The sequence below is a fragment of the Erythrobacter sp. NE805 genome (assembly GCF_046452355.1).
Lineage (GTDB): Bacteria > Pseudomonadota > Alphaproteobacteria > Sphingomonadales > Sphingomonadaceae > Erythrobacter.
In genome coordinates, this window is the sequence record NZ_JBKFDI010000001.1 from 1,575,264 (window position 1) to 1,598,740 (window position 23,477).

A 23,477-nucleotide genomic window follows, 5' to 3' on the forward strand; every position below is an offset into this window, starting at 1 on the left:
CATCGCTAGGAGACTCGCCCCCAGAAATGCGCGCGGCATCCATGGACCAGAAGGTCAACGCTCCTAGCAGACCGACGACAGCCGCGCCGGCAACGAGCTGCATCCCGTCGCCGTTGACCTTGCGATCGGTCACCGCCGGGAAGGCGGCGCGGCTCGCAAGGTCGATGATCTCGGCGGATTCCCGCTCGCGCGGATCGGTGCGCTCGATCGACCGGCCTCCGACGCTCTTCTTGGACGGCAGTCGCATCGCCAGACGCATCAGATCTCTCCCTTGTTGTGCGGTACGCTCAGCCTCGCCCGCACCGGCCCGGGAGCAGGCCCGGCGGTGTTGGTTAAGGTCGCGGTGGCGCGGCCGGAGCGCAGGATCAGCTTGGGGGGCACTCCGTCGACGATGATGGTGTTGCCGCGCACTGTGAAGTTGACCGGCCCTTCCTCGCCCGACTCGTTGGTGACAAGGAGCGCAGGTACCCCGCTTCCCTCGGGCCATGTCAGGAACACCGCCGTGCCATTATCATAGGCTGTCGTGGGGAGGAGTTCGGGCGTGCCTGACCTGGCCCATGAATGATTCAGAGCAGCGGGATCGAAGGCTTGGTTTGCGTTGTCACCGAGCGCTTGGTCGGGGTCTGACAGCGTCTCGGGCAACGTTGCACGTATGGCCTTCATTTCTGCTTCCGCGAGGGCGGCGAGACGGGCTTCCTCGGCCGCCTTCTCGAGCTCGGGATAGCGGAATTGAAGCACGTAAAGCGCTGAACTCTTGGGAGAAGCCACGAGGTCGAAGAGATAGGTCCGCTTGTCGGTGACCACCGTCATGTTGGTCCGCGCGGCGGGCTCGAGGGGCTTCACGAAGAGGATCGTCTGCGCCTTGTTGGGCTGCACTTGCCAGGCGGCCGAATCCCCGATCGCGACGTTCTCGATCACCTCGTCGGGACCGAACTTGATGGTGGTCTGGACCTTGGTGCGGCCTTCGACCTGCACCACAGCATCGGCATCATAAACACGCGTTTGCAAGCGGTTATCCGCTGCCGCCGGGGCTGCGAACGAAAGGGCGAGCGCGGCGAGGAGCACGGCGCGGGTCATCGGTAGGTCTCCGGAGGGGTCGTGGCGGTTGGCGCGGTGCCACGCGAGGACGAGGCGGTGCGGAAGCGATTGCCGATCCCGCGGGTGCGGGTGGCGGGCGGATTGAGCGGGCTCACCGGCGCCCCGCTGCCGGTCGCGGCGATGACGCGTGTTTCACGTGAAACATTGCCCTCGAGCCCCGTGTCATTGGCGGCAAGGCCGGGCTGGAGGGGGGCTACCTCGACCCTGCGAGGGGCCAGACCCGGGCTGGCGGGGGGCAGGACCGCCCCACGCGGCGCGGCGCCCGGCGCCGGCGGCGGCACGACAAGAGCGCGCTCGCGCTCGCGCGCGGGCACCAAACCGAACACCTGCCAGCCCGCCACCATTGCCGAAGCGACCTTCATCGCAAGGCACATCAGCGCCATATGCACCGCACCGATTAGGAAGAAGGCCATCGCCGCCTGCGGATCGATCTGTCCGGGGATCTTGGTCAGCGCCTGCAGCACCGGCACCGCGATCTCGAGCATGATCGAGCCGCCGAGCACCGCGAAGAGCGGCGCGAGCGCGAGCATCACCAGCCCCTTGAGCCAGCCGGTGAACAGGCCGCGCGTCCCCTCGAACAGCGCGAGCACCACGAAGATCGGCCCGACCGCGAGCAGCAGCGCGAGCCCGATCCGCGCGGTCACCAGCAGTCCGACCGTGCCGAGCAGCAGCAGCAGCGCGCCCATCCACATCATCCCGGGCGGCGAGAAGGCGGCGATGTCCTTGGTGTCGCCGCTCGCCTGCTGGATCGCGAGGAACACGACGTCCAGTTTCTGCGCGAAGACCGCGGTGGCGCTCTCCCCGCTCGTCCCCGTCAGCGCGCCCGCGATCTGGTCCGGCCCGCCGATGAAGATGTTGTAGAAGAAGGTCGAGAAGGCGACGAAGCTGGTCGCAAAGCCGACCACGAGGCCCAATGTGATCATCTTCGGCAGCAGCGCGCGCACCCCGAGGTTCGAGCGCCCGAGCATCAGCGAGATGCCGAAGCCGGCGACGTAGAACACCAGCAGCAGCGTCAATGCGAGGGTGAACTGGCCCTCGCTGCCGAACAGGCGGTTGAAGGCCTGCTCGCTCATCCCGCTGGCGATGCAGTCGACCGCGGTGAGCGCCGCCGAGACGCCGCTGCCCATCGCCTGGGCGGCCATGTCGCAGGTCGTGCTCATTCCGCGGCCTGCCACATGGTGTCGTCACCCGGATCGCCCGGCCCGTCCGGCCCAAATCCTTCAGGCCATGCGCGGCCGGTGAGCGGCGGATACCAGGCCGCGGGCGCATCGCCGACCGCCTCGCGCAAGAGGTCGAGCCGCCGCACCGCGCTCTCGCGGCCCGACAGGATCGTCAGCACTTCCGGAGCGCCCGAGAGGTCGAGCCGCACCACCACGCTCGCGTCCGGCTGGCGCACGAGGAAGGCGCGGCTGTGCGCGGGGAGCGAGCGGATCAGCGCGAACTCGTGGGTCGTCAGCCCGAAGCCGTCGCAATAATCCTCGGGCCGGGCGCGGCTGTTGGGCATGAACACCATCGTCGCGGTCTGCTCGACCAGCGCGGTCGAGATCCGGCTGTCGAGCGCGTCGCGCGCCGACTGCGTCGCGAAGCCCACCAGCGCGTTGCGCTTGCGCAGCGTCTTGAGCCAGTCGCGAATGCGCGCGGCGAAGACTTCGTCGTCCAGTGCCTTCCAGCCCTCGTCGATGAGGATCATGGTCGGCTGCCCGTCGAGGCGCTCCTCGATGCGGTGGAAGAGATACATCATCACCGGCGTGCGCAGGCGCGGGGTCTCGAGCAGCGCGGTCATGTCGAAGCCGAGCACGCGGGTGCCGAGGTCGAGCCGGTCGGCGGCGTTGTCGAACAGCCAGGCGTGCTCGCCCTCCCCGATCCACGCCGCGAGCCGGTCGGCAAGGTCGCCCGGCGTCGGGCGGCGGGTGCCGGCGAGCAGCTCCTTGAAGTGCCGGAGGCGCCGCAGCGAGGGATCGTTCGCATAGGTCGCATCGACCGCGGCGCTGATCGTCGCGAATTCCTCGGGGCCATCGGCCTTGAGCAGCACCGCGAGCCAGTCGCGCAGGAAAGCGCGGTTGGCCGGCGCGTCGGGGAGCGACAGCGGGTTGAAGCCGGCAGGCTGGCCGGGGCTGATCCGGTCGTAGCGCCCGCCGATCCCGCGGATGAATAGCTCCGCGCCGCGGTCCTTGTCGAAGAGGATCGTGCGGGGGCTGAACTTCTGTGCCTGCGCGGCGAGGAAGTTCATCACCACGGTCTTGCCCGAGCCCGACGGGCCGATGACCGAGAAGTTGCCGAGGTCGCCGTGGTGGAAGTTGAAGAAGAACGGGGTGGCGCTGGTCGTCTCGAGCAGGGTGACGGCATCGCCCCAGTGGTTGCCCGAGGCCTGCCCCAGCGCGAAGCCGTGGAAGCTGCCGAAGCCCGCCATGTTGGCCGAGGAGATCAGCGCGCGGCGGACGATGTATTCCTCGTTGCCGGGGAACTGCGCCCAGAAGGCGGGTTCGAGGTTGGTGTCCTCGCGCACCGCGATCGCGCCGGTGTCGGCGAGCGCGGCCCCGCAGGCGGCGACCGCCTCGTCGAGCCGGTCGAGCGTGCGCTCGCGGACCAGCACGGTGAGGTGATGGTCGCCGAAGCCGACCGCGCCGTTGCCGAGCGCATCGCGTGCGGCGAGCATCTCGGCGCGCTCGGCCGCGGCGTCCTCGTCGACCGAACGCGAGCGCCTCAGCGCAAGGTCGATGCGTTCGCGCGCGGTGGTCCGCTCGTTGGGGGCATAGCTCTCAGTGACGACCATCTCGAAGGGGAGCCTGAGGAGGTTGTCGAGCAGCCCCGGCGAGGTCGCCTCGGGATAGTCCTTGAGGCCCATGATCGCGGCGAAGTCCGGGGCGGCGCTGCCGCGCAGCTCCATCGCGTCGAGCCCGAAGGAGGCGCGGCGATAGGGGAGCATATGGCCGATGTCGGTCTCGGGCGCGGGGCGGCGGACCGGGCGCATCTCGCCATTGTAGAGCGCGCTCAAGAGCTCGAGCATCTCCGAATTCGTGCCCCCGGCATCGGGCGCCTGGTAGTCGCCGAGCACCGCGGCGCCATATTGCTGGAGCGAGGCGACGAGGCCGGTGACCGCGGCCTTGAGGCTCTTGAGGTCACGCGGATCGGCCTCGAGCTCGTCCTGGCCCGCGCGGGAGAAGAGCTTGGCCATGCGCTCGGGCAGGCCCGTCTTGCCGCGCGCGGGGCGGCGGATCAGGGTGACGAACTGGTCGTTGATGAACAGCGAGCCGCCCGCCAGCCGCTCCTTCCAGCGCGAGTCGATGTGGCGCGAGAGGGGATCGGGGAACGCGGCATCGAGCTCGACCTCGACGCGGCGGCGGATCACGTGGTGATAAAGCACGAAGCGCGCATCGAGCACCGAGCGCAGCATCACCTCGCGGGTCGCGGCATGGGCGTTGAGGGCGTCGGAATCCTCGGTCTCGAACAGGAGGCCGGGGACCTGGATCGCGCTCATCACAGAGCCGTCGCGCAGCAGCACGGTGCTCGCATCGATCAGCCGGGCATAGGGGAGGCGGTCGCCGACGCGGGCTTCCTTGGCGCTCCACGCGGCGGCTCCGAGCCATGTCTTGGCCATCAGCGGCACTCCTTACGGGGCATAGGAATTGCACCCCCAGCGCTTGTAGTTGGGCACGCGCGGGCAGCGCGAGACCTTGGTGATCCACAGGTCGAAGATGCGCGGTTCGCGCAGCGACGCGAAGTAGCCGATCGCGTGCATCACCGCGGGGACCGGCAGGATCCACCAGCTCTTGAGGATCAGGAAGGCGATCGTCGTCACCATCAGGTTGATGATGAAGAAGTTCATCGTCACCCCCAGGAACATCTGCGGGCGGGTGAGCGCGCGGTGGACGGGGTGGCGGACGAGCTCGCTCACGGGCGCTTACCCGGCGGCCGACTGGATGCCGGCGACGATGGTGGTCGCGCCGAACAGGATGAACACGCCGACGATCACGGTCGCGCCGAAGCGCCAGTTCATGCGGCCGGTGAGCATCATGAAGCCGATCGCGGCGACGGCCATCACGGCGACGGTGGTGGCGACGGTGCCGAGCAGCGTCCCCTGGAGCCACAGCAGCGCGTTGTTGATCGGGCCCGAGCCCGCCGGGTCGGCATTCTGCGCGTGAGCCGCCCCGTGGGCGAGCGCGAGCGTCAGGGCGGCGGCGAGACGGGCGGGAAGCGAATTGCGGGTCATCGTGATGGTCTTGGCTTTCATGGTCTGGGAGCGCGGAGCCGTCACTGCCCCTGCGCGCGGGAATGGCTGGCGAGGCGGCCGATGATGGCGGTGACGTAGCCGCGGGTCTCGCGGATGTTGGGGATGCCGCCCGCGCGTTCGACCCGGCCGGGCCCGGCATTGTAGGCGGCGAGCGCCTTCTCGATGTCGCCGCCGAAGCGGTCGAGCTGTTCGCGCAGGTAGCGCGCCCCGCCCTCGAGATTGGCGAAGGGATCGCGCGGGTCGACGCCGAGGTAGCGCGCCGTCCCCGGCATCAGCTGGGCGAGCCCCTGCGCACCGACCGGCGAGCGGGCGTTCTCGTTCCAGCGGCTTTCCTGCCACACCACCGCCTCCATCAGCGCGGGCGAGAGGTCGTAGCGCTCGGCGAGCTCGGCAATCTTGGCGGCATAGCGCGGCGGCACCCCGCGGGCATGGCGCGCGGGATCGGAGACGAGGTAATCGGCGGCGAGATCGTCCGCGACCACCGTCTCGGCGGCGGCGGCAGCGGCGGGTGCGGCGACCGGCGAGCGCCCGGCCTGCGGGCCCGAAACCCAGCGTGCGCCCTCGGGGCCGAGCTCCATGACATCGGCATGGGTCTCGGACGCCAGCCCGAGTGCAGCGATAATCATAAATCGTGAGGCACTCGCGATGACCATGATGGATTTTTCCAAGAACAATTGTCTGGTCGCGGTGGCGCTTCGTCAGAAAAGGAAGCGGGACTCGTCATTCCGGACTTAGGATCTGCGCTTCTGTCGATCTCTGGAAATTGGATTATGACTGTGATTAACGCTAATCAACAAGATATCCGCAAAATTCTCTTATCGAGCGAAATTAAAAATTTCCACTGCGTTCTATGATTGGATTTATACCATCTCGCGCAAAGATGCATCCGGTATCAATACCTAGCCAACGTCTGCAATAATGACGAATGTCGTGACTATGCATACCTGAGAGTACGAGATCTCACGTAGGGACTTTATCGCCTTCGTGATTGGGGATATGTCACCCCTGCAATGAGCGAGCGGCATTCCGATCCCGGCAACGAACCAGATCCCGACCTGCAAGCGGAAGGGGTGATCGTAGGAGTGATGGTCGGACTAGCTTATTTGTACGGCGCTTACGTCTTGGTCAGCCAACTCTTTATGGATTGATGTGGCTGCGGCGAAGGTCATCAGTGTTCTTCCATCGCTGATGAACCTCCTGCCGGAGGGCGAACCGCTACGCGCCGTGCCGTGCGCGCTAGGTGCTGCAACGGAGGATGCACTCCGCCTGATTGCGCAGACCGGCAACGATCTGGCGGGCGCGCTCAACATCGCCACGCGGCAACCGCGCGACGAGCCCGACTACCGTCCGAACCCGGATGCCGGTGCCCTGGAACGAATCATCGAGGAACTGCCTGGGCAGCCCCATCCTGATGGAGGAAAACGGCGTCTCGATGCGCTTGGTCGGCGCACAGGAGAAGCTGCTGGTAGCTGTCATCGACGGTCAGATTGCCGAGCCGATCAACGGAGCGCCCGCAAGTTCGGAGTAGGGAGATCAAAAGATAGAGCATCATGTCAGCGCAACGCGCGTGAGATTGGGCTTCGCTGGGGTACAAACGTCCAGCTGCCCAAATTGGCCTAAACTCCAGCACGGCTCGCAAGCACTGCCTCCTGCCGGTCTCGCACCATTGTCTGCAGTGCTGCGGCCATGATTTGAACACGCGGGCCTGTGGCATCGGCCCGGACTGTGCTGCGACACGCGCTACGCCGGACTTGTCATTTCCGCGCCGGCACTTGCGCGCTCGACCAACCTGTTGCCTTCGCGGAGAACAATGTCTTCTTGATGAGCCTCGCACAGCGCGACCGGTACCTGGTCGTGCCATCCGGAGGCGAGGCATGAGTGCTGTTCCGATCGCAAATGTCTTGCCCTCGCGCACTGGGCGCATGCTGCGAACCGCGCTCGGACCGGAGATCGCCGGATGGCTGGCCGACGCCGCAGTGAGCGAGGTCATGCTCAATCCCGACGGTCGGCTATGGATCGATCGGCTCGGAAGTGGCCTCTCCGAAACGCCCTCTTGGATGTCCGCGAGCGACGCAGAGCGCATTGTGCGCCTCGTCGCCCACCAAGTCGGCGCCGAGGTGCATGCTGGTGCGCCGAGGGTCTCGGCCGAACTTCCCGAAGGCGGTGAGCGTTTCGAAGGCCTTTTGCCACCCGTAGTCACGGCACCAAGCTTTGCGATTCGCAAACCTGCGATCTCTGTCTTTTCACTCGCCGACTACGTCGCAGCCGGGATTATGCGCGATTCCCACGCGGCAGCCCTTTCGACAGCAGTGCGGGCGCGCCACAACATTCTCGTGGCCGGCGGAACATCGACCGGCAAGACTACGCTGGTGAACGCACTGCTCGCGGAGATCGCGGCAGGCTATGACCGCGTCATCCTGATCGAGGACACGCGCGAACTGCAATGCGCTGCGCCCAATCTCGTCTCGCTGCGCACCAAAGACGGAGTCGCAAGCCTGTCGGACCTCGTGCGCTCGGCAATGCGTCTGCGCCCCGACCGCATCCCGATCGGCGAGGTGCGTGGGCCCGAGGCGCTCGACCTGCTCAAGGCCTGGGGCACCGGTCACCCCGGCGGCATCGGCACTATCCATGCCGGCTCTGCGCTCGGCACGCTGCGACGCCTCGAACAGCTCATCCAGGAATGCGTGGTCACCGTGCCGCGCGCGCTGATCGCCGAGACCATTGATGTCATCGCGGTTCTCGCGCGCGACGCCAGCGGCCGGCGCCTGGCCGAGCTTGCCGCCGTGCAAGGCCTCGATCCGCGCGGCGAATACCAGCTCACCCCGCTCATCCCCACTGATGGAGAACTGTTGTGAAGCATTTTCCGCGCGTCCGGCGCCCTCGCCTTGCAGGCCTCGCCGCCGGCAGCCTCATGGCCCTCATCGCCGCTGTCCCGGCCCATGCAGCGGGCTCGTCGATGCCATGGGAAGCACCGCTCCAAGCGATCCTCGAATCGATCCAGGGCCCGGTCGTCAAGATCGTCGCGGTGATCATCATCATCGCAACCGGCCTTGCCCTCGCCTTCGGTGACACCTCGGGCGGTTTCCGGCGGCTGATCCAGATCGTCTTCGGCCTGTCGATCGCCTTTGCCGCCTCCTCCTTCTTCCTCTCCTTTTTCTCCTTCGGCGGCGGAGCGCTGGTCTGATGGACGCCGGAACGCCCGATCTGCCGGTTGGTTTCGTGGTCCCGGTTCACCGCGCGCTGACAGAGCATATCCTGCTTGGCGGTGCGCCGCGCGGCCTGGCCATTGCCAATGCAACGCTCGCGGGCGCGATCGGGCTCGGTCTGCAGCTCTGGATAGCCGGGCTGGTTTTCTTCGCGATCGGCCACGCCGCTTCGGTATGGGCCGCGCGGCGTGACCCGCAATTCGTCGATGTCGCCCGGCGTCACCTGCGCTTTCCCGCCTTCTGCGAGGTCTGACCATGTTCAGCCTGCATGAATATCGCCGGAAAGCCGATCGCCTCGCAGACTTCCTGCCCTGGGCGGCGCTGGTCGCGCCCGGCGTGGTCCTCAACAAGGACGGCAGCTTCCAGCGCACGGCGCGCTTCCGCGGGCCTGATCTCGACAGCGCCACGCCGGCCGAACTGGTCGGCGTGACCGCGCGGCTCAACAGCGCCATGCGCCGTCTGGGGTCAGGCTGGGCGATCTTCGTCGAGGCCGTGCGGCGACCCGCACAGGATTATCCGGCATGCGCATTTCCGGATCCGGCCTCCGCACTGGTCGAACAGGAACGCGCCGCACAGTTTGCGCAGGAAGGCGCACATTTCGAGAGCCGCTATTTCTTCACGCTCGTCTGGATGCCTCCGGCCGAGGATGCCGCGCGCGCCGAGACCTGGCTCTATGAAGGCCGACAGGTGAGGGGCGTCGACGCACGCGAACAGCTTGCCGGCTTCATCGACCGGACCGACCGTCTCCTGCGCCTGTTCGAAGGCTTTTTTTCCGAGATCGAATGGCTCGATGATGGCGAGACCCTGACATATCTCCACAGCTGCATCTCGAGCCGGGTCCAGAAAGTGCGGGCCCCCGAAACTCCGATGCATCTCGACGCCCTGCTTGCCGACGAGCCGCTCACCGGCGGGCTCGAGCCGCGCCTTGGCAAGGCGCATCTCAGGACACTCAGCGTGATCGGTTTCCCGAGCTCGACCTTCCCCGGACTTCTCGACGAACTGAACACGCTGGGCTTTGCCTATCGCTGGTCGACCCGGGCGATCATGCTCGACAAGACCGATGCGACGAGGCTGCTGGGCAGGATCCGTCGCCAGTGGTTCGCCAAGCGCAAGTCGGTCGCCGCGATCCTCAGGGAGGTAATGACCAACGAGGCCTCGGTGCTCGTCGACAGCGATGCTGCGAACAAGGCAGGCGATGCGGATCTCGCGCTGCAGGAGCTTGGCGCAGACCATATCGGCATGGCGCTGGTGACGGCCACCGTGACGGTGTGGGACGAGGACGCAGGCCTTGCCGCTGAGAAGCTGCGTCAGGCCGAAAAGATCATCCAGGGCCGCGATTTCACCTGCATTGCCGAGGGCATGAACGCGCTCGAGGCCTGGCTAGGCTCGCTTCCGGGCCATCTCTACGCCAATGTCCGCCAGCCTCCGGTATCGACCCTCAATCTGGCGCACATGCTGCCGATCTCGGCGGTCTGGGCGGGGCCAGAGCGCGACCCGCACTGGGATGCGCCGCCGCTGTTCTACGCCAGGACTGAAGGCACCACCCCGTTCCGCTTTGCGCTGCATGTTGGTGATGTCGGGCACACGCTCGTCGTCGGGCCCACAGGCGCGGGCAAATCAGTGCTGCTTGCTTTCACGGCGCTGCAGTTCCGGCGCTATCCCGGCGCGCGAATTTTCGCCTTCGATTTCGGGGGCTCGATCCGCGCCGCCGCGCTGGCCTGCGGCGGCGACTGGCAGGACCTCGGCACCAGTCTGGCCGGCGACAATGATGACGGCGTGCTCCTGCAACCCCTGGCTGGGATCGACGATCCGGCCACACGGGCCTGGGCATCGGGATGGCTGCAGGCCATTCTTGCCTCGGAAGGCGTCACGCTTGACCCGGCGACCAAGGAGCACCTCTGGACCGCGCTTGGCTCGCTCGCGAGCGCGCCGACAGGCGAGCGCACCCTGACTGGACTCGCCGTGCTCCTGCAATCCCACACGCTCAAGCAAGCGCTCGCGCCCTACTGCCTCGGCGGCCCCTACGGACGCCTGCTCGATGCCGAAAGCGAGCGGCTCGGTTCGGCGGATTTCCAAGCATTCGAGACCGAGGGGCTGACAGGATCGGCGGCGGCACCGGCGGTGCTGGCCTATCTGTTCCACCGTATCGAGGCACAGCTCGACGGCGCACCTACCCTGATCATCATCGATGAGGGCTGGCTGGTGCTCGACAGCCCGGGCTTTGCCGCGCAGCTCCGCGAGTGGCTCAAGACGTTGCGCAAGAAGAATGCCAGTGTAGTCTTCGCGACCCAGAGCCTTGCCGATATCGAGGGCTCGGCGATTGCGCCTGCCATCATCGAGAGCTGTCCGACCCGGGTGTTCCTGCCCAACGAGCGCGCCCGCGAACCGCAGATCCTCGCAATCTATCGGCGCTTCGGCCTCAATGATCGCCAGATTGAGATCGTCAGCCGGGCAGCCCCCAAGCGCGAGTACTATTGCCAGTCAGCCCGCGGCAATCGCCTCTTCGACCTGGGGCTCGGCGAGGTCGCGCTGGCCTTTACCGCCGCCTCATCGAAACACGACCAACACGCCATCGCCCGCATTCTTGCCGAGGCCGGTCGTGACGGCTTTGCCGCCGCCTGGCTCGCCCATCGCGGCCATGGCTGGGCCGCTCACCTGCTGCCCGCCGCAATGGCACCGGCGCATTCCCCCATCACCCTTCAGCAAGGAGACCCCTCATGACCATACTGAAACGCGATCTTGCGGCCGCAAGCGCGCTTGTCCTCGCCTGTGCCGGCACCGTCGCTTCCGTGCCTGCGCAGGCGCAGTTCGGCGGCATTGTCTATGACCCGTCCAACTATGCGCAGAACGTGCTGACCGCGGCACGCACGCTCGAGCAGATCAACAACCAGATCCGCATGCTGCAGAACCAAGCGCACTCGCTCATCAACGAGGCGAGGAACCTCGAGAGCCTGCCGCTGACCATCGCCCAGCCCCTGCAGGACCAGATCCGCCAGACGCAGCAACTGCTGCAGCAGGCCCGGCGTATTGCGTATGACGTCCGGGCGGTCGAGACCGTCTTCGAGCGCCAGTATCGCGGGACGACGCTCGGCGCATCGCAGCAGGCGATGGTGGATGGCGCCGAGGCACGCTGGCAAAACAGCGTTGCCGCGTTCGAGGATGCCCTCAAGGTCCAGGCCGGCGCGGTCGCGAATATTGAAGGCTCCCGCAACGCGATCGGCAAAGTGCTCAGCGCCAGCCAGTCCGCAACCGGAGCGCTGCAGGCGGCGCAGGCCGGCAACCAGCTTCTCGCCCTGCAGGCCCGCCAGCTTGCTGATCTCACCGCCACGCTGGCAGCGGCCAATCGCGCACAGGCGCTCGATGCAGCCGAGCGCGCCGCCGCGAAGGCGCAGGCGCGTGAGCAGCTGCGCCGGTTCCTTGCCGGCCGCCCCCGTAATGTACAGGGCCAGTCCCGCCCGGGCGGGAACTGAGCCGCCATGGAAGGCAAACGCCTCGCGCAGGTCGGCGCTGCTGCCTTCGTCGGCCTCGCGATTGCCATGACGCTCGTCCAGCTGCGGGAGGAACCGGTCTCGGCCCCGGTACTGCCGCTCGCTGGCAGGGGAGCAGGGGCAGATGCGCTCGCGATGCAGTTGCGCGCCTGCAGCGCAATGGGCGAGCAGGCACTGTCCTCACCCGTCTGCCGCGCCGCATGGACGGAAAAGCGCCGCCGCTTCTTCGGAGCCGCGCCGTTACCCGCCCCTGATCGGACGGGGACGGAGCCCACGCCCGACATGCCTCTCCCCGGTTCCACCGCAAGCGGGAGCGACTGAGATGGGCGGGACCGGTGTCGTCGATCGCTTCCTCGCGGTCTTCTCGCGATACATCGACAGCGGCTTCGGCCTGCTCTCGGGCGAGGTCGCCTTCATTGCGACCACGCTGATCGTCATCGATGTCACGCTTGCAGCCCTGCTCTGGAGCTGGGGCACAAACGAGGACATCATCGCGCGGCTCGTCAAGAAAACGCTGTTCGTCGGCATCTTCGCATACATCATCGGCAACTGGGGTGCGCTCGCCAACATCGTCTTCGAGAGCTTCGCCGGTCTCGGCCTCAAGGTGAGCGGGGCGGGTCTGGGGGCAGCTGACCTGCTGAGTCCCGGCCGGGTCGCGCAGGTCGGGATCGATGCCGCCTCGCCGCTGCTCGAAGCAATCGCCGATCTTGTCGGTTATGTCGGCTTCTTCGAGAACTTCCTGCAGATCGTGATCCTGCTGCTCGCATGGGCGGTAGTGGTGATCGCCTTCTTCATCCTGTCGATCCAGCTCTTCGTTACCCTCATCGAGTTCAAGCTGACGACGCTCGCAGGCTTCGTGCTGATCCCCTTCGGTCTGTTCGGCAAGACCGCCTTCCTTGCCGAGCGCGTGCTCGGCAATGTCGTCTCCTCCGGCATCAAGGTGCTCGTGCTCGCCGTCATCATCGGCATCGGCTCGACGCTGTTCGCCGAGTTCCGGAACGCCATTCCCGGCGAGCCGACGATCGAGGATGCCCTCGCGATCATGCTCGCCAGCCTCACCCTGCTTGGGCTTGGCATCTTCGGTCCCGGTATTGCCAACGGCATCGTTGCCGGCGGTCCGCAGTTAGGCGCAGGCGCGGCAGCAGGCACGGCCCTGCTGGCCGGCGGTGCAGCCGCAAGCGGTATCGCAGGTGCAAAGCTCGCCGGAGGCGCTGTAGCAAGTGCCGCATCCTCGGTCGCTGCAGGTACTTCGCGCGCAGCGGGCGGCGCGACCATGGCCTATGCCATGGGCTCGGCCGGAAAATCTGGCGGCGCGGCCGTTGCAGGCGGCATGGCGGGTGTCGGCCAGGCGGCAGCCGGTGTCGCCGCATCGCCACTACGCAATGCAGCTGAAAGCGCGCAGTCAAACTTCCGCGACGGTGCACGGAGCGCGGTGGGCCACATGGGCGGCCACATCACGCCGGCACCCGGCGCAACCGCACCGGAAGAGCCAGCCGCCGGGGAAATGCCCCGATGGGCACAATCCATGAGGCAGCGTCAGAGCCTCGGCCAGGCCGCTTCACTCGCGGCGCATACGATGCGCAGCGGCGACGGGTCCGGCGCAGGCGCATCGATCGACACGCGAGAGAAGGATTAGAGTGCCCATGTTCCGACGACCCTCGATCCGATACGGCAAGACTCCCGGGCCCAAGACCCCCTACCAGCGCGCCAGCCAGGTCTGGGACGAGCGCATCGGTTCAGCGCGGGTCCAGGCCCGTAGCTGGCGCTATGCGTTCTTCGGTGCGCTGGGGCTTTCTGGCGTGCTGGCAGCGGCACTCATCTGGCAGAACGCCCGCGGCACGATTGTCCCGTGGGTGGTCGAGGTCGACAAGCTCGGCGAGGCGCGCTCCGTTGCGCCGGCCGAAGCGGGCTTCAACCCGAGCGATTCGCAGATCGCTTTCCACCTGGCGCACTTCATCGAACATGTCCGCGCGCTGCCCGACGATCCGGTTGTGGTGCGCACCAACTGGCTGCGCGCCTATGATTTCGTGAGCGACCGCGGTGCGCTGGCGCTCAATGACTATGCGCGCAGCAATGACCCCTTCGCGATGGTCGGCCGCGAGCAGGTGGCAGTCGATGTCACCAGCGTGATCCGCGCCTCGCCGCAAAGCTTCAGGGTGGCGTGGACGGAGCGCCGCTACCGCGACGGCGCGCTGGCCGGGACCAGCCGCTGGACAGCGATACTTGGTATCGCGGTGCAGCCGCCCCGCACCGCCGATGCCCTCTCAAAGAACCCGCTGGGCATTCTTGTCACCTCGATAAACTGGTCAAAGGAACTCGGCTGATGCCCCTCTCGAACCTAACCCCACGCGCTGTTGCCTTGATGCTGGGCGGCGTCTCACTGCTTGTCGCACCGCCCGCCAGCGCACTTCCGATCACACCGACAATTCCAGCGCCGGCGGCCCGGGTGCCCGAACTCACCGCTTCTCCTTCGCGGCGGACCGCCCCTACCGCCGCGCGCCGCTCCCCTGACTCCGGCCATGCCCCCGATCCCCGGAGTCATGTGGGAGCGGCGAACCGGGCAGCGCGGGTCGAGCCCGAGGTCACGGGTTTTGAGAATGCCATTCAGCGTTATCCCTGGCGTGAAGGGGCGCTCTACCAAGTCTATGCCGCGCCCGGCCAGGTCACCGACATCGCGTTGCAGGAGGGCGAAAGGCTGGTTGGCCCCGGTCCTGTCGCTGCAGGCGACACGGTCCGCTGGATGATCGGCGACACCCTGAGCGGCACGGGCGCAGAAGCGCGGGTACATATCCTCGTGAAGCCGATCCGGCCCGACATATCCACCAATCTCGTCATCAACACCGATCGGCGCACCTATCATCTAGAACTGCGTGCAACGCCCCGCACATGGATGGCCTCGGTGAGCTGGACCTATCCGGCTGACGAGCTCATCGCGCTGCGCCAGGCCGCGGAAGTTGCCGCGCATGCGGAACCGGTTGCAGATGGCCTCGCCTTGGAGCAGCTCAACTTCGATTACCGGATCGAGGGAGACCGGCCGGACTGGCGGCCGGTGCGAATCTTCGACGACGGGAGGCGGACGCTGATCGAGTTTCCGCTCGCCATCGCCCGGACCGAGATGCCACCGTTCTTCATCATCGGTGAGGACGGCGCAGCCGAACTCGCCAACTACCGCGCGTCGGGCCGCTACCTCATCGTCGACCGGCTCTTCCAGAGGGCCGAGCTGCGCCTTGGCGCCGGGCGCCGCCAGCAGCGCGTGCGGCTCGTCAACCGGGCATGGAGCGGATCGTGATCGCACCGGACGAGGAGCGCCCCCAGACCGGGGCACAGGAGCCGCATCAGCATGAAGACCCTGAAGCGGTGGTGAGGCTGCATGGCGAGCGTCCCCGGGTGGTACGACTGTCACGCAAGGCAATCGGGATAGGGAGTGCAGGAGTGCTGGCGCTGGTTGGCGGAGCGCTGATCCTTGCGCTTCGTCCGCGTCCCGCAGACACCGCGCCGGAAGTCCATAACACGACCGGGATTGCGGTGGCCGATGGGCTTGCTGCGGCGCCGGACGATTACAGCGAGGTCTCCAGGCTCGGTCCCCCGCTGCCCGGAGACCTCGGCAAGCCGATCCTTGATGCGCAGGACCGCGGCGCCGTTGCCGCACTGCCACCGGTGGGAGAACCTGCCCGGCCGGCAGGCGGCCCCGACCCCCGCGAGCAGGCGCGCCTGCGCCGCGAGCAGGAGCGTGAGGCGGTGCGGGTCAGCGCGCTCTTTATGGGCAGCGGCAGCCGCTCCGGCACGGGACCGGTTTCCGGACCGGCTGAACCGGCCTCGTCCGGGCCGGGAGATGCTGCAGCGCCAACTCCGCGACGTGCCGCATCCGGCAGCGGACTGCAGACGCGTCCGGCTGAACGGCTCAGCGCCGCCGCTGGCGATGACATGCTGCTCGCAGGATCCGTCATCCCGGCCGCGCTGATTACCGGAATCCGCTCCGACCAGCCGGGGCTGGTCACAGCGCAGGTGACACAGAACGTCTACGACAGTCGTACAGGCCGGCGCCTGCTGGTGCCGCAAGGCGCGCGCCTCATCGGGAATTACGGGTCCGATATCGGCTTCGGCCAGCGGCGTGTCTTTCTGGCCTGGAGCCGCCTGGTCCTCCCCGACGGTCGTTCGATCGCGCTCGATCGCCAGCCAGCTGCCGATGCCTCCGGCTATGCCGGCCTCGAGGACCGTGTCGACCATCGCTGGGGCGGCGTGCTCAGGGCAGCTTTCGTGTCGACCCTGCTCGGCATCGGTGGCGAGCTGGGAGCCGGAAATGACGACAATCTCGCCCGCGCACTGCGGCGCGGCAGTCAGGACAGCATCAACCGGGCCGGAGAGCAAATCGTGTCCCGCGAGCTCAATCTCCGCCCGACCCTGACGATCCGCCCCGGCTTTCCGGTCCGGGTCATGGTGACCCGCGACGTCGATTTCGGAAATCCTGAATGACCCGTCTCAAGCTGTCCGACATCAATGGCGAGACACCCGTCAGGCTGACCATCGAACTCCCGGCGCGGCTGCATCGGCGTCTCGCCGACTATGCCATCGCGCTCAATGGCGGGGTCAGCGAAGGCGCACCACAACCCTCGGCGCTCATCGCGCCGATCATCGATCGCTTCATCGCGTCAGACCGCGAGTTCGCAAGGCAGCGGCGCAACAGGGCGGGTGATCCGGCCTTGCGGCCCTCGGCGCCAGGTGACCCGCCAATATAAAATCATTATAAAATAGCATGATCCATCGCCCGGACACATCCTTGTCATCGCGACATACGGAGTCGCGATCAAGCAAGGAGGAGCAAGGCAATGTGTGATCCCAGCACCCGGAACGAGCGTCCGGTCGAACTCGGCAAGGCGTCGGTCGAAACCCGCGGCAACGCGGTCTTCGACGTCGATCTGAGCACGGGTCCGTCGCGCTACATTCCCGGCTCGGCCGGCGAGTGAGCCCGGGAGGTGCGCACTCCCTCAGGGTGTGCGCACCTCGTTCGTTCCATGCGCGATCTGCCCGACAAGGCGACCCATGCCTGGCGCGACCTGGAGGGCGAGGTGATCTTCCTCGATATTTCCGGGGACAGATACTTCCGCTTACCCGACGAACGGAATGCAGCTGTTCTCGCCGGTGCCCACTGCTGGGCACAGTCTGGTCCGGTCGTCCTCAATGACACCTGGGACGAGGTGCAACGCTTCGCGCCGCTGCTGGTCCTGTAATGCCCGTGCAGTTTGCCATCGCGATACCGCTGTGCGCCAGAGGCGTGCAGCGGCGAGTACCAGAGGCCGTGCCCGATCCGCTCTCGGCCTGCGCGCAGGAAGCCCGATACTGGGCCGATGGCGCGACCCCGGTGCCGCGGTCCGGAAGCAGCGGACTGGTGCTCGGCCATGTTTTCGGGCGCGATGGGGCGTCACCCGTCTCCGGCGAACAGTCAGGGCGGCCGCTGGACCCCGGGACCGTCGCCGATGAACTCGCTTCCCGGTGCTGGGGGACCTGGCTCGCCGTCCTCGTGGATGGCGAGGCGATCCGGCTTCTGGCTGACCCCTCGGGTCTGCTGCCCGTCCTTTATCGCGTCACCACGACGCATCTTCTGGTTGCAACGCATGCGCGCCTGCTGTTCGCAGCCGACGGTTCGCGGCCGACGATCGACCGGGCGGCGCTGGGCGAGTTCCTCGCCCGGCCCGAACTGCGCACCACGACCACCTGCCTTGAGGGTGTGCATGAACTGCGTCCCGGAAATCTCACAACACTGCAGGACGGCGCGACGTCGGAGCGCACGCTCTGGCACGCTGGCGACTTCCTGCCGGGCGGGACACCGCCGGGCGTCGGGGAGGCTGTGGAAATGCTGCGTCATCAGGCATTGTCGGTCCTGTCGACATGGCACCGGACCCTCGGACCTCCGATCGTGGCGGTGTCGGGCGGCGTCGACTCCTCGCTCATCTGCGGCGCGCAGGCCGCAGCAGGATTGCCCTTTTCCTGCGCCACGCTCGCCACGCGGGATCCGGGCGGTGATGAACGGGCTGCAGCCCGGCAGCTTGCTGGTCACCTTGGCGTGCGGCTTCATGAGGTGATCTATGCGCCGGAGGATTTCGATCCCTTCCGCTGCGCCTCGGCAGGACTGCCGCGCCCGTCGCGCAAATCCTTCCTGACAAGTGTCGACGCCATGCTCGCGGGGGCGCGCAGGCGCCACGGCGCCGCCACTGTCTGGGACGGCAACGGCGGCGACAACCTGTTCTGCTACCTGCATTCGGCTGCGCCTGTGGTCGATCGCCTCAGGTCCGAGGGCCTGTTCTCGCCATGGCCGAGGACCCTGCTGGACATGTGCGGCGTCACAGGATCCGATCTCGGCAGCATGGCGCGCTCCACCCTGCGCCGCCTGGTCCGGCAGCCCGGGTTTCCTGCCTGGCCCGGGGATGCGCGCCTGACCGAAGGTCGTGCGCGCCGCTTCGCAGCCCTGTCGCCAGTCACGCCCTGGGATCGCGAGGTGGCGGCAGCGCATGGCGGCAAACAGGATCATCTCGCCCTGATCATGCGCGCCCAGCTCCATTGTCACGGGCCGTCAGACCCCGCCGGGCGCTTCTCACCCCTGATGAGCCAGCCGCTGCTCGAGCTCTGCCTTTCCCTTCCGACCTGGCTCTGGTGTCATGGCGGCATCAATCGTGCGCTCGCCCGTATGGCCTTTGCCGGCGAGCTGCCGCCGGTGCTCCATCGCAGGACATCCAAGGCCGGGCCCGACAGCTTCCTGAGAGCGATTTTCGACCGCAACCGGAAGATCTTTCGCGAGCGTCTGGCAGGCGGCTTTCTCGACGAGGCAGGCCTCATCGACATGGCTGCCATTGACAGCGCGCTGCATACGGACCGCAACCGGGATGACCCTGTGGTCTACAGGCTCCTCGATCTCGTCGAGGCGGAGAACTGGGCGCGCGAATGGAAAGGCTAGGGCGGCGGCGCGCAGACGAGGCCTTCCGGCGACGGAGCGCCGGGCATCGCCTGCCATCTCGCGAGCTCCGCCTGCGTCGCCGCATCACCATCGCAGGTCTTGCGGTGCATCAGCCAGAATTCGAGCCAGCGGACGTTGCGCCCGTAAACCGTGCGCCGATGCGCCGGCTGCCACTTGTAGTGGGTCTCGTTCTCGAAGACGTGGAGCTCGATGGCCCTGTTGTTCCGCCGGAACACCTCGACCACATCGAGCCCGCCTTCATATTCGGTGTCGGCGTTCTGGATCAGGATCGGAGTTGATACGCGGTCCACGTTCAGGATCAGCGACATGGGCCGCCAGAATTCCTCATCTCCGGGCTCAAGGAATTTGTAGCCGATGCTGCGGGTGAATGCACTGTAGGCGGGGCCAGCCTCGAGCACATAGCTGTACAGGTCCTCGCAGCACGAACCGAGGGCCGCGACCTTGAAGAGTTCCGAATTGATTAGGGCGAACTGCGTTGAGGATACGCCGTCGCTCCAGCCGGTGATCCCCATACGTTCCCGGTCAACCGTTCCGGTCCCGAGAGCGAGGCTGACCGCGATCTCCAGCGAGGACTGGACATTGCGCCGATCGAGCCAGTCGACACGGTTCGCCCTGAGCAGTTCGGTTGAGTCCCTCGCCGACGCAACCTCTGGAACAAGATCAGGCTTGGCGAAACTCAACACAGCGAAGCCTCGCGCGGCGAGGGGCAGGATCGGCACCTCGTCACCCGAACCGCCGCGCAGCAGGCCGTGGCTGATATACTGGACTACCACCAGCGGATGCTTCTCGCCGGCCCTGTGGTCGGGTGGTAGCACCAGATCGGCGTAGCTCTCGACCCCGTAGGCGTTGCGGAAGCGAAAGCGCTGCACCTCGCCCTTGGCCCGGCGCGCGAAACCGGGGTTGGGATCATGAATGAGGCGCTCCGCTCCGCTGCGCAGATCGAGCGCGACGAGCCGCCGCGGCGTGACGGCACCCTCGCGGGCGCAAATGAGTTCGGCACCGACGGGGCTGCAGCCGATCAGCATGTCATCGCTCGCCATGATCTCGTGCGGGGCAGACTCATCCGGATCCCAGCGCAGGATGCCCATTGCCGACATGCCCCATCCACCCTTGCGCACGGCGATGAAGGCCCGTTCCGGCTCTGACCACCACAGGCGCAGGATGCCCTCGCACTGCGCGCTGTCGCAGCGCACCTCCTTTCCATCGCGGCGCAGGACCAGGCGCGAGGGCGAGATAAACCTCTGAGGGTCTTTCCGCTCGAGCCATGCAGAAACGCCTGCGGGCCCCGGGGTGAACAGCCGTGCTCCCTCCGGCGCATCCGCAGGCGGCGGAGGGGACAGCAGGGCAATCTCGTCCTGACCAGCGTCACTCACCTGCCCGGAAACGACGTCTGCCCTGGTGTAGGACCTTGCCATCGTCCCCGTCGGGATCGGCCGGACGCCGAACTGGGGCGAGACCGCCTCGTCATAGAGATATCCGCGGCGCGCGCCGGCAGCGATCGCCTCGGCGGCGCGCCGGAGCCCGGGGCGGGTGGCCATGATGATGCCCCGACCATCCGGCGTCCAGGCGAAGTCGTCGATATTGTCGGCCGAGGCCGTCAATTGCCGCGGCCTCGCTGATCCGCCTGGATCAGCCATCCAGACCTGGCTGATCCCGTCTGCCTGCCGCAGCCATGCGATCGACTTGCCGTCGGGCGACCAGCGCGGAACGATCACCCTGGCCCATCCGGCAGGCATCGCCGCGAATGTGCGCAGCGCGAAGTCATCCCTGATGAACATGGCGTCCCGTGCGACTTCCGTCGGGGTACCTGTCCCATCTGTCGGCATCACCATCAGTTTCTGGCAGTAGCTGTTGGTCTGCGCATTGCCGCGCCGCACGAGGAACGCGATCTGACGGCCATCAGGCGAGATGCCGAAGGGACTGGCCGTCTCGTTGGGGTCCGAACGGCCGATGTCCGCGAGTTCAACGAGGTCATCGACTGAGATGGCCGCGCCAGACGAAACGCCCGTGCGCCGTTCGAACAGCGCACAAGGGTCCCCCTCCGGAACAGGAATGTCCGCCACCGGAACGATCGAATGCGCAAGGGCTGCCGCCATCAGGAGGCCCATTACCAGTGCCTCCTGATGCCCACGGCAATGAAGCGGCCGATCGGCGAGAAGTTGGTGGAATCATAGGGCGTGTCGTTCGGCCCGGTGATCCTGATCACATCGGGCTGGCGGTCGAACAGGTTCTGGACCGTGAGCGAGACTGTCAGTCCCGGCTCGTCGCCGTCGCCCGCGATCACATCATAGCTCAGGCCGAGATCGAGTGTGGCCTGGGGTTTGATGCGACTTTCCGTCGCGAACCGGCGATCGGCCAGCGCCCCGGTGTAATTGACCGCCGCGTTGGCCCTGAACGCCCCGAGTTCGGCGCGCGCGGTCGCCCGCGCCCGGTAGCGCGGCGGACTGAACACGGTGCCTGACAGCTGTACCTCGGGCAGCCCGGGCGTCAGCTGCTGGGCGGAGTCCAGCCAGCTGCCGGCGAGCTCGAACCCGAAGCTTTGTTCGGACCCGATGCGCCGGTTCCATGCAACCCGGGCATCGATGCCCTCGATGTTCTGGACAGCGACATTGATGTTGCGATTGTCGATGAAGGCGAGGACTGCGGCTGGGCTGTAGGGGGCACCTGAGAAGTTCTGGAGGCCGAGCTGCGCTCCGCCGATCAGATCGCTGAGAAATGGGTCTCCCGGATTCCGGGTGACAAGGCTGGCGTATCCGGGGTCCCGGAAAGCAGCGGCGATCGAGCCTGGTATCGGCTGCAGGACCCTGTCACTGTAGCGGATGTCATACCAGGTTGCTGACATGGTAAGGCCGGGCACCCCGCGCGGCTCGAGCTCGAACCCGGCTGTCCAGCTGCGCGCCCGTTCGGATTCAAGATCGGGATTGCCGCCGCTCGCATACAATATCGTCTGGCCCGGTGACCCGGTTCCGAAGGCCGCAGCCGGCAGGAGGAAGGCCTGGTAGGGGGTAAACTGCTGGAAGAGGGTCGGTGCCTTGAACGAGCGCGCCCAGCTTGCCCTCAACCTCAGGCCTTCGACCGGTGCATAGATTGCCGCGATACGCGGCGTCGCCTGCCGGTCGAGATCGGTATAGTCCTCGTAGCGCAAGGCGGCCGAGAGGGTCAGTTCGGCAACGCCCCTGATGGCATTGTCCGGCGCGATGACCGGCAGGTAGAGCTCGCCATAGGCGAAGCGGCTGCGCCGCGTGCGGTCGAAGGCCGCCGACACCGTGCCGTTCACCACCCGTGAGAAGTCGAGGGTGTTGTTGCGAAAACCCGCCCCGACGGCGAGCCGGGCGCTGCCGCCGGGGAGCGCGAACAGCGGCCCTTCCGCGCCCGCCTCCATCGAGACGACCCTGTTGCAGAAACAGCCGGTGGTGACGTTGCCATTCCCGGGCTGGGGCACGAAGTCGGTGCGGTAGTCGGTCCGGTCCACGCCGTAGACGCCAAGGACCTGCGCCTCCCAACCGCCGCCAAGATCAACGGCGATCGAGGGCGCGAGCGTGTAGCTTTCGACCTTTGGCGTGGAGATGAACCGCGCCGCCGGCGTGCCGCTCACGATCTGCGATGCCCGGGACGAATAGAGCGCGTCGAGACTGGCCTGCACGCCGCCTGCCAGCTCCTGGTGCCCCGACAGGGTCAGCGCATGGCGGCGCTGTGACGGGAACAAAAGGGTGTCCGGATCGAGCGACCCGGCATAATCGCGCTGGTCCGCCCTGACGGCGTCATTATGCGCATAGTCATAGGCAAGGAACGCGCCGCCGCTGCCCCACTTCGTTCCGGCAACGATATCGGCCTGTTGCCGGAAGTATCCTCCGTCCGTGCTGGCGCCGAGCTGGCCCGAGGTTGTGACGCCCTCGAAGTCGCGCCGCAGGATGACATTGACCACCCCGCCGACCGCATCCGATCCGTAGATTGCCGAGGCCCCGTCGGGCACCACCTCGATCCGCTCGACGGCGGCCAGCGGGATGGCCGAGATGTCGACGCCCTGCAAGGCGGAATCATAGGGCAGCCGATGCCCGTTGAGCAGCGTGAGCGTTGCGTCCGCACCGAGGCCGCGCAGATTGGCGCTCGAGGCGGAGTTCACATTGCTGTTGGTCAATCCGGCGCCGAACCCGACGCCGGGGTTCTGGCCGCCCGAGAAGTTCTGGGGGAGGGTGCGGATCGCTTCACCAAGGTCGACCTGCCCCGCCTCGATGATCGTGTCGCGGTCGATCCTCGTTGTGTCACCGATGATGCGTGCACCGCGGATTCGCGTGCCGGTGACCACGATCGGAGCCTCGCCCGTGTCTTCCCTCGCGCCGGGCTCCTGCGGTTCGCGCCCGGCATCGGGGTCCTGGGCAAGGGCGGGCATCGCCAGCCCGGCAGCCGCAACGCTGGCCTGAAGGACCTTCATGGTCCTGCTCCTCATCGACATCATCTTCTCCCTTTTCACTGTCCGGCATGCG

General features: G+C 67.0%; 24 protein-coding genes. 16 read left to right on the forward strand and 8 right to left on the reverse strand.

What is annotated here, in order from left to right; all coding sequences use genetic code 11:
- Positions 1-258: 258 nt before the first annotated feature.
- From ACLBKU_RS07530 to ACLBKU_RS07555, 6 genes are read right to left on the reverse strand one after another with little or no spacing between them, the layout of a single operon-like run.
- On the reverse strand, positions 259-1,077 hold the full coding sequence (locus ACLBKU_RS07530; protein ID WP_410178900.1) for a TrbG/VirB9 family P-type conjugative transfer protein: 819 nt from the start codon (positions 1,075-1,077) through the stop codon (positions 259-261).
- Positions 1,074-2,258 (reverse strand): type IV secretion system protein, encoded by a 1,185-nt coding sequence (locus ACLBKU_RS07535; protein ID WP_410178901.1) that lies wholly within the window; start codon positions 2,256-2,258, stop codon positions 1,074-1,076. Before ACLBKU_RS07535 ends, ACLBKU_RS07530 begins: the two co-directional genes overlap by 4 nt.
- A complete protein-coding gene (locus tag ACLBKU_RS07540; protein WP_410178902.1) occupies positions 2,255-4,696 on the reverse strand; it encodes a VirB4 family type IV secretion/conjugal transfer ATPase in 2,442 nt (813 codons plus the stop codon). Before ACLBKU_RS07540 ends, ACLBKU_RS07535 begins: the two co-directional genes overlap by 4 nt.
- 12 nt (positions 4,697-4,708) lie before the next feature.
- Complete coding sequence (locus ACLBKU_RS07545) at positions 4,709-4,993, reverse strand: type IV secretion system protein VirB3 (RefSeq protein ID WP_410178903.1); 285 nt, start codon at positions 4,991-4,993, stop codon at positions 4,709-4,711.
- 6 nt (positions 4,994-4,999) lie between these two features.
- Positions 5,000-5,329, reverse strand: a complete 330-nt coding sequence (locus ACLBKU_RS07550; RefSeq protein ID WP_410178904.1) for a TrbC/VirB2 family protein — start codon at positions 5,327-5,329, stop codon at positions 5,000-5,002.
- A gap of 20 nt (positions 5,330-5,349) precedes the next feature.
- Positions 5,350-5,955 carry a lytic transglycosylase domain-containing protein gene (locus ACLBKU_RS07555; protein WP_410178905.1) on the reverse strand — a complete coding sequence of 202 codons (606 nt, stop codon included), beginning with the start codon at positions 5,953-5,955 and terminating at the stop codon, positions 5,350-5,352.
- A gap of 384 nt (positions 5,956-6,339) precedes the next feature.
- Here ACLBKU_RS07555 and ACLBKU_RS07560 point away from each other — a divergent pair, with 384 nt between their 5' ends.
- The 16 genes from ACLBKU_RS07560 (at position 6,340) to ACLBKU_RS07635 (ending at position 18,972) form a co-directional block, all read left to right on the forward strand.
- Entirely contained in the window at positions 6,340-6,477 is a 138-nt protein-coding gene (locus tag ACLBKU_RS07560; RefSeq protein WP_410178906.1) for a hypothetical protein, read from the forward strand.
- Between the two features lie 40 nt (positions 6,478-6,517).
- Complete coding sequence (locus tag ACLBKU_RS07565) at positions 6,518-6,949, forward strand: hypothetical protein (protein ID WP_410178907.1); 432 nt, start codon at positions 6,518-6,520, stop codon at positions 6,947-6,949.
- Positions 6,950-7,203: 254 nt separating this feature from the next.
- Positions 7,204-8,184, forward strand: a complete 981-nt coding sequence (trbB, locus tag ACLBKU_RS07570) for a P-type conjugative transfer ATPase TrbB (protein ID WP_410178908.1) — start codon at positions 7,204-7,206, stop codon at positions 8,182-8,184.
- Positions 8,181-8,513 (forward strand): TrbC/VirB2 family protein, encoded by a 333-nt coding sequence (locus ACLBKU_RS07575; protein WP_410178909.1) that lies wholly within the window; start codon positions 8,181-8,183, stop codon positions 8,511-8,513. The genes trbB and ACLBKU_RS07575 overlap by 4 nt, the downstream gene beginning before the upstream one ends.
- Positions 8,513-8,788, forward strand: coding sequence for a VirB3 family type IV secretion system protein (locus ACLBKU_RS07580; protein WP_410178910.1), 276 nt, complete (start codon positions 8,513-8,515; stop codon positions 8,786-8,788). The genes ACLBKU_RS07575 and ACLBKU_RS07580 overlap by 1 nt, the downstream gene beginning before the upstream one ends.
- Positions 8,789-8,790: 2 nt before the next feature.
- Positions 8,791-11,256, forward strand: coding sequence for a conjugal transfer protein TrbE (gene trbE / locus ACLBKU_RS07585; RefSeq protein ID WP_410178911.1), 2,466 nt, complete (start codon positions 8,791-8,793; stop codon positions 11,254-11,256).
- Positions 11,253-12,005 (forward strand): P-type conjugative transfer protein TrbJ, encoded by a 753-nt coding sequence (gene trbJ, locus ACLBKU_RS07590; RefSeq protein ID WP_410178912.1) that lies wholly within the window; start codon positions 11,253-11,255, stop codon positions 12,003-12,005. Before trbE ends, trbJ begins: the two co-directional genes overlap by 4 nt.
- A gap of 6 nt (positions 12,006-12,011) precedes the next feature.
- Complete coding sequence (gene trbK-alt / locus ACLBKU_RS07595; protein ID WP_410178913.1) at positions 12,012-12,344, forward strand: putative entry exclusion protein TrbK-alt; 333 nt, start codon at positions 12,012-12,014, stop codon at positions 12,342-12,344.
- A 1-nt stretch (position 12,345) separates the two neighbouring features.
- Positions 12,346-13,659 (forward strand): P-type conjugative transfer protein TrbL, encoded by a 1,314-nt coding sequence (gene trbL / locus ACLBKU_RS07600; protein ID WP_410178914.1) that lies wholly within the window; start codon positions 12,346-12,348, stop codon positions 13,657-13,659.
- 7 nt (positions 13,660-13,666) lie between these two features.
- Positions 13,667-14,347, forward strand: coding sequence for a conjugal transfer protein TrbF (trbF, locus tag ACLBKU_RS07605; protein WP_410178915.1), 681 nt, complete (start codon positions 13,667-13,669; stop codon positions 14,345-14,347).
- Positions 14,347-15,312 (forward strand): P-type conjugative transfer protein TrbG, encoded by a 966-nt coding sequence (gene trbG / locus ACLBKU_RS07610; protein WP_410178916.1) that lies wholly within the window; start codon positions 14,347-14,349, stop codon positions 15,310-15,312. Before trbF ends, trbG begins: the two co-directional genes overlap by 1 nt.
- On the forward strand, positions 15,297-16,496 hold the full coding sequence (locus tag ACLBKU_RS07615) for a TrbI/VirB10 family protein (RefSeq protein ID WP_410178917.1): 1,200 nt from the start codon (positions 15,297-15,299) through the stop codon (positions 16,494-16,496). Before trbG ends, ACLBKU_RS07615 begins: the two co-directional genes overlap by 16 nt.
- Positions 16,493-16,759: a DUF2274 domain-containing protein gene (locus ACLBKU_RS07620; RefSeq protein WP_410178918.1), complete on the forward strand. Its 267-nt coding sequence runs from the start codon at positions 16,493-16,495 to the stop codon at positions 16,757-16,759. Before ACLBKU_RS07615 ends, ACLBKU_RS07620 begins: the two co-directional genes overlap by 4 nt.
- Positions 16,760-16,849: 90 nt before the next feature.
- Positions 16,850-16,987, forward strand: a complete 138-nt coding sequence (locus ACLBKU_RS07625; protein WP_410178919.1) for a hypothetical protein — start codon at positions 16,850-16,852, stop codon at positions 16,985-16,987.
- A gap of 48 nt (positions 16,988-17,035) precedes the next feature.
- Entirely contained in the window at positions 17,036-17,251 is a 216-nt protein-coding gene (locus ACLBKU_RS07630; protein WP_410178920.1) for a hypothetical protein, read from the forward strand.
- A gap of 68 nt (positions 17,252-17,319) precedes the next feature.
- A complete protein-coding gene (locus ACLBKU_RS07635) occupies positions 17,320-18,972 on the forward strand; it encodes an asparagine synthase-related protein (protein WP_410178921.1) in 1,653 nt (550 codons plus the stop codon).
- On the opposite strand, the gene ACLBKU_RS07640 is transcribed toward ACLBKU_RS07635, so the two are convergent.
- A complete protein-coding gene (locus tag ACLBKU_RS07640; protein ID WP_410178922.1) occupies positions 18,969-21,101 on the reverse strand; it encodes an Atxe2 family lasso peptide isopeptidase in 2,133 nt (710 codons plus the stop codon). The two genes, ACLBKU_RS07635 and ACLBKU_RS07640, sit on opposite strands and share 4 nt — an antisense overlap.
- Positions 21,101-23,425: a TonB-dependent receptor domain-containing protein gene (locus tag ACLBKU_RS07645; protein WP_410178923.1), complete on the reverse strand. Its 2,325-nt coding sequence runs from the start codon at positions 23,423-23,425 to the stop codon at positions 21,101-21,103. The genes ACLBKU_RS07640 and ACLBKU_RS07645 overlap by 1 nt, the downstream gene beginning before the upstream one ends.
- Between the last annotated feature and the right edge of the window lie 52 nt (positions 23,426-23,477).

Bases quoted from the DNA above. Each gene is read 5' to 3' on its own strand.
- ACLBKU_RS07550 (WP_410178904.1), bottom strand. From the start codon at position 5,329: ATGAAAGCCAAGACCATCACGATGACCCGCAATTCGCTTCCCGCCCGT.
- trbB (WP_410178908.1), top strand. From the start codon at position 7,204: ATGAGTGCTGTTCCGATCGCAAATGTCTTGCCCTCGCGCACTGGGCGC.
- ACLBKU_RS07565 (WP_410178907.1), top strand. From the start codon at position 6,518: ATGAACCTCCTGCCGGAGGGCGAACCGCTACGCGCCGTGCCGTGCGCG.
- ACLBKU_RS07630 (WP_410178920.1), top strand. From the start codon at position 17,036: ATGCGCGATCTGCCCGACAAGGCGACCCATGCCTGGCGCGACCTGGAG.
- ACLBKU_RS07540 (WP_410178902.1), bottom strand. From the start codon at position 4,696: ATGGCCAAGACATGGCTCGGAGCCGCCGCGTGGAGCGCCAAGGAAGCC.
- ACLBKU_RS07640 (WP_410178922.1), bottom strand. From the start codon at position 21,101: ATGGGCCTCCTGATGGCGGCAGCCCTTGCGCATTCGATCGTTCCGGTG.
- ACLBKU_RS07620 (WP_410178918.1), top strand. From the start codon at position 16,493: ATGACCCGTCTCAAGCTGTCCGACATCAATGGCGAGACACCCGTCAGG.
- trbE (WP_410178911.1), top strand. From the start codon at position 8,791: ATGTTCAGCCTGCATGAATATCGCCGGAAAGCCGATCGCCTCGCAGAC.
- trbF (WP_410178915.1), top strand. From the start codon at position 13,667: ATGTTCCGACGACCCTCGATCCGATACGGCAAGACTCCCGGGCCCAAG.
- trbG (WP_410178916.1), top strand. From the start codon at position 14,347: ATGCCCCTCTCGAACCTAACCCCACGCGCTGTTGCCTTGATGCTGGGC.
- trbL (WP_410178914.1), top strand. From the start codon at position 12,346: ATGGGCGGGACCGGTGTCGTCGATCGCTTCCTCGCGGTCTTCTCGCGA.
- ACLBKU_RS07530 (WP_410178900.1), bottom strand. From the start codon at position 1,077: ATGACCCGCGCCGTGCTCCTCGCCGCGCTCGCCCTTTCGTTCGCAGCC.
- ACLBKU_RS07555 (WP_410178905.1), bottom strand. From the start codon at position 5,955: ATGATTATCGCTGCACTCGGGCTGGCGTCCGAGACCCATGCCGATGTC.
- ACLBKU_RS07560 (WP_410178906.1), top strand. From the start codon at position 6,340: ATGAGCGAGCGGCATTCCGATCCCGGCAACGAACCAGATCCCGACCTG.
- trbJ (WP_410178912.1), top strand. From the start codon at position 11,253: ATGACCATACTGAAACGCGATCTTGCGGCCGCAAGCGCGCTTGTCCTC.
- ACLBKU_RS07615 (WP_410178917.1), top strand. From the start codon at position 15,297: ATGGAGCGGATCGTGATCGCACCGGACGAGGAGCGCCCCCAGACCGGG.
- ACLBKU_RS07580 (WP_410178910.1), top strand. From the start codon at position 8,513: ATGGACGCCGGAACGCCCGATCTGCCGGTTGGTTTCGTGGTCCCGGTT.
- ACLBKU_RS07535 (WP_410178901.1), bottom strand. From the start codon at position 2,258: ATGAGCACGACCTGCGACATGGCCGCCCAGGCGATGGGCAGCGGCGTC.
- ACLBKU_RS07625 (WP_410178919.1), top strand. From the start codon at position 16,850: ATGTGTGATCCCAGCACCCGGAACGAGCGTCCGGTCGAACTCGGCAAG.
- trbK-alt (WP_410178913.1), top strand. From the start codon at position 12,012: ATGGAAGGCAAACGCCTCGCGCAGGTCGGCGCTGCTGCCTTCGTCGGC.
- ACLBKU_RS07645 (WP_410178923.1), bottom strand. From the start codon at position 23,425: ATGAAGGTCCTTCAGGCCAGCGTTGCGGCTGCCGGGCTGGCGATGCCC.